The organism is uncultured Campylobacter sp. (assembly GCF_937949835.1).
Classification (GTDB): domain Bacteria; phylum Campylobacterota; class Campylobacteria; order Campylobacterales; family Campylobacteraceae; genus Campylobacter_B.
In genome coordinates, this window is the sequence record NZ_CALEDC010000157.1 from 1 (window position 1) to 4,043 (window position 4,043).

6 protein-coding genes are annotated in these 4,043 nt (G+C 49.4%); all 6 read right to left on the reverse strand.

The features are described from left to right. Positions 1-222: 222 nt before the first annotated feature. Positions 223-768, reverse strand: coding sequence for a superoxide dismutase family protein (locus Q0256_RS03370; protein ID WP_297960038.1), 546 nt, complete (start codon positions 766-768; stop codon positions 223-225). A gap of 65 nt (positions 769-833) precedes the next feature. Next, positions 834-1,502, reverse strand: a complete 669-nt coding sequence (locus Q0256_RS03375) for a molybdenum ABC transporter permease (RefSeq protein WP_297960040.1) — start codon at positions 1,500-1,502, stop codon at positions 834-836. Then, positions 1,499-2,200 carry a molybdate ABC transporter substrate-binding protein gene (gene modA, locus Q0256_RS03380; protein WP_297960042.1) on the reverse strand — a complete coding sequence of 234 codons (702 nt, stop codon included), beginning with the start codon at positions 2,198-2,200 and terminating at the stop codon, positions 1,499-1,501. Before modA ends, Q0256_RS03375 begins: the two co-directional genes overlap by 4 nt. 115 nt (positions 2,201-2,315) lie before the next feature. Then, complete coding sequence (gene modD, locus Q0256_RS03385; protein WP_297960044.1) at positions 2,316-3,167, reverse strand: ModD protein; 852 nt, start codon at positions 3,165-3,167, stop codon at positions 2,316-2,318. A gap of 2 nt (positions 3,168-3,169) precedes the next feature. Further along, complete coding sequence (locus Q0256_RS03390; protein ID WP_005869576.1) at positions 3,170-3,667, reverse strand: nitroreductase family protein; 498 nt, start codon at positions 3,665-3,667, stop codon at positions 3,170-3,172. Positions 3,668-3,779: 112 nt separating this feature from the next. Continuing rightward, positions 3,780-4,043: hypothetical protein (locus Q0256_RS03395; RefSeq protein ID WP_297960046.1), on the reverse strand; the 264-nt coding region annotated here is incomplete at its 5' end.

Here is a 4,043-nt window from a genome sequence, read left to right on the forward strand (position 1 = left end):
GCTAAATTTTAAAATTTTAAGCGGAAGGCAAGAGGTGCGCAGCGCGTAAATTTAGCATAAATTCGCGCTGCATAGGTTGTATTAAAGCCCGCCGCGTGTAAATTTAACGGCAAAGCGGGCGTATCTCGGCGCTGCGGACGGCGAAATTTCGTCGCGTAAATTTAACCGCAGGGCTGCTAAATTTAGAAATTGCGGATGATTAAATTTCATCCGCAACGAAGCTTATTTTATAACGCCGCAGACCATTCTAGCGCCGCCGCCGCCGAGCGGCTTCGGATGGTCGCTGTGGTTATCGCCGCCTACGTGGATCATTAGCGAGTGGCCCTTTAGCTCATCTAGGCTCTTGATCTTCGGAGCTAGCACCGGATAGACCGCATTGCCCTCGGCATCGACGAAAAGCGCAGGCAGATCGCCCTTGTGGCCGCTATCGTCCCAAGCAAACGAGTGCTTTTTGGTATCGCTTGGATCCCAGTGGCCGCCCGCTTTCATGCCTAAGCCCTTCTCGGTAGCGCCACAGTCGGCGTTTTGATGCACGTGAAAGCCGTGCGCGCCGCTAGCAAGACCTTTTAAATTCGGGAAAAACGCCACGCCGTAGTTCGTCTCGACCGCTACGACCTCGCCTACGTTCATGTTACCCTTCTCGCCTAGCTGCTCCATCGCAATGACGAGGTGCTTACCCGCCTTCGGGTCAAAAGCGTGCATATCGCCGTGCTCGTGAGCGATCAAGGCGCTTGCGACTAAAATTGATGAAATTAGAAATTTCTTCATGATAAATCCTTTAAAATGAAATGCGAGTGCAATTTTATCTAAAAATACTTAAAAAATAATTTTTCTTATTTAGATAAATTTTGCTTTTTATCTAAAAGGCTTATCGCGAAGAATAAGATCAAGCTGAAAATCACGAGCAAAAGGCTTAAGATCAGCGCCCGCTCGTTCTCGCCGTCATACACGGCGTTGTAGATCGCAAGGCCTAGCGTGTCGGTTTTGCCCACGATGTTTCCGCCCAACATCAGCGTGATACCCACTTCGCCGAGCCCGCGCGAGAGCGCTAAAATAAGCGCGGAGCCGAGCGTTTTAAGCGAGCTTGGAAGGATTACGAAGAGGAAAATTTGAACTCTGTTTTTGCCCAAAATTTGCGCGGCTTCGATTAGGCTTTTCGGAAATAGCTCAAAGCTCGCGCATACGGGCTTTACAAACAGCGGCAGCCCCACCAAAAATGCGGCGATTACCAATGAAGAAAAGTTAAAAACGATGTCTAAATTTAACGCAGAGCCGATAAATCCGCTCTTTCCGAAGATGTAAAGAAGCAGAAATCCCGTCGCGATCGGCGGGAAGATGAGCGGAAAAATCACTAAAATTTCGACGATCTTTTTAAATTTGGCTTTGCTGAAAGCTAAAAAATACGAAATTGCTAGCCCTATTGAAATAAGCAGCAAAAAGCTGCAAAACAGGGCTTTGACGCTTAAAAGCAAAGGATGCGCGATCCAAGCTATGTCGCTCATTTAAGACCGAATTTTGAAAAAATCTCTTTTGAGCGGTCCGATTTAAACTCCTCCATCACCTTTTCGCAAAGCGCCTGCTCGCCGCACGCGCTAAGCCTTGCGATGCCGATGAATGCGGGGCTGTAGAGGCTCTCGTCGATGTAGATGATCGAGCCGAACTCATCTTTTTTGGCGACCGCTTCGGTGCTGTTGATAAAGCCCGCCTGCACCTCGCCGTTGATGACGTAAGCGACCACCTGCGGCACGCCCGCGACGGCTAAAATTTTATCTTTTACCCCATCCATCTTGGCGTTTTGTAAAAACTCGTTCGTTCTGATACCGTAAATCGCCTTTTTAGGATCCGGCATCGCGATCTTATCAAACTTTGCGATCTCAGAGACATCGTTTATTTTAATATTTTTCGGCGTCACCAAAACTAGCGTGCCGCGCCCGATACGCTCAAATTTAGTGATATTTAGATCGCTTTTTTTCAAAAACGCCTCGTCGCCCACGATGAATGAAATTTTATTCTCGCGCGATTGAATGACGAGCTGGCCGAGGTTGGCAAACGATCCCGCCACGTCCATGCCCTCTTTTTTCAAATTTTCGATCACGGCCGAGACGGGCTTTTTGTATCCGCCGCCGGCCGCGATTATCAGCTGATCCGCGCAGAACGAAACGCTTGCCGCAAGCGCCAAAATAAATGCAATTTTTTTCATGAAAATCCTTTTTTGAAATTTTAAGAATTTTACAAAATATACTCTTATTTATTAATAAATTGCGTTTTTATGCCCTTTTTTAGACTTTTGCGTCTTAAAATTTAAAATTTAATATTTAGATAAATTCTATCTTTCCGCCTAGATCGCACACGCCCTGATTCCAAACCGCCGAGCTTACGAGCACGTCCGCGCCGGTAGCTGCAAACTCTGCGCAGTTATTTTTATTTATACCGCCCGCGGCGCAAATTTTAATCTGCGGCGCCGTCTGATCTCGCCTCAAAACGCAGGCTCTAAGCTCGCCCGGGCTCATCTTATCGCACATTATCGCATCGGGTGCGTAGCTTAAAAGCTCGCTAAATTCGCGCTCGCTCGCCACTTCGATCATTATCTTTCGCTCGGGCGCGCGCTCTTTAAATTTAGCGATCTGCGCGCAAAACTCGCTAAAGCTTGTAAACGCGCGGATATGGTTTGAAAAAAACAGGATGCTGTCGTGCAGCCCTAGGCGGTGCATGCTCCCGCCGCCCGCGATCAGCGCATTTATACAAAGCTCCTTCGCAAAAGGAAAGCTCTTGCGTGTCGCACCCAGCACGCAGCGCGGATTCGCCTCTCGCATCAGCGCAACCATCTCGTGCGCGTAAGTAGAAATTTTGCAGGAGTACTCAAACACGATCTGAACGATCTTCCAAGCCTTATGCAAGCTCTCGAAACTCCCCTGTGCGCTAAAAATTTCATCCCCTGCGCCAAATGCGCTTCCTTCGCGCGCTAGCCGCTGCGTCTCGCAACCAAGGCGCGCCGCTACCTCGCGCGCGATTCCTCCGCCGCTAAAGATCAGATCCTGCCTCGTTACGATCGAAAGTCGCGCGGGCGCGTTTAGATCTACGAAGTCTTGCAAAAGCTCGGTCGTAAGGTCCAAAAACGCGCCGTCGCTAGCGATAAGATCGTCGATTTTACTCTGCGAAATAAACATATCTAGCCTACGAAGTGAATTTTAGCGGGCTCAAAGCGCGAGTGCGCCTTTGTGACGCGAGACGGAAAGCCCAAAGGCATAATGCAAAACGCCTCCAAATGCCCAGGCAGATCCAAAATTTCTCTTACACGCTCCATCGCGTAAATATCGGGCGCTACACCCAGCCACGTGGTGCCAAGCCCCAAATGGTGCGCCGCCAGCCAAAGATTTTCTGCCGCACAAGCGCAGTCGTAGCGAGCGTAGGGCTGGAATTTTAAGCCGCTTTTGCGCGTGCAGACCACGATCGCAAGCGGCGCATCTTTCGTGCAGCCGCCGTAGGTACCGACGCTGCTAAGTAGCGTAAGGGCGGTGCGGTCGCGCACTACGTAAAACTCCCATGAGCGTTGGTTGCCCGCGCTAGGGGCTTGCATCGCGGCTTTTAGCACGAGCTCGATCTGATCGTCGCTCGGCATTTTCTCGGTAAAGTTTCGCACGCTCGTGCGTGTAAAAATTTCATTCATCGCTGCTCCTTTAAATTAAATTTCTAAATTCCGCTTTTTGCGAGCGGTAAAAAATGGAATTTAGAAGTAAGCTTGCTGCTGCGTTTGCTTGAGCCTTGCTTACGCTTTACGCTTATTTAGGCGCTGCGCGGCGGCTGATGCGCGCTAATTTAGTTTTGCTTGCCTGAGCGCACTTTTTTTTCGCATCGGAGAGCGCGCGAAACTGCAATAAAATTTCAAATCGCGCTGCTATGAAAATTCGCCGCAAAGAACATCCGCTCAAACTTAGCTTGCTTAAATTTCGCTCACAAGCAAGCTCGCCCCGCCCATTTAAATTTTTAATCCTATACTGCCATCTGGCGCTTGTTAAAAACGCGCGCCGTATACATCGGCATGC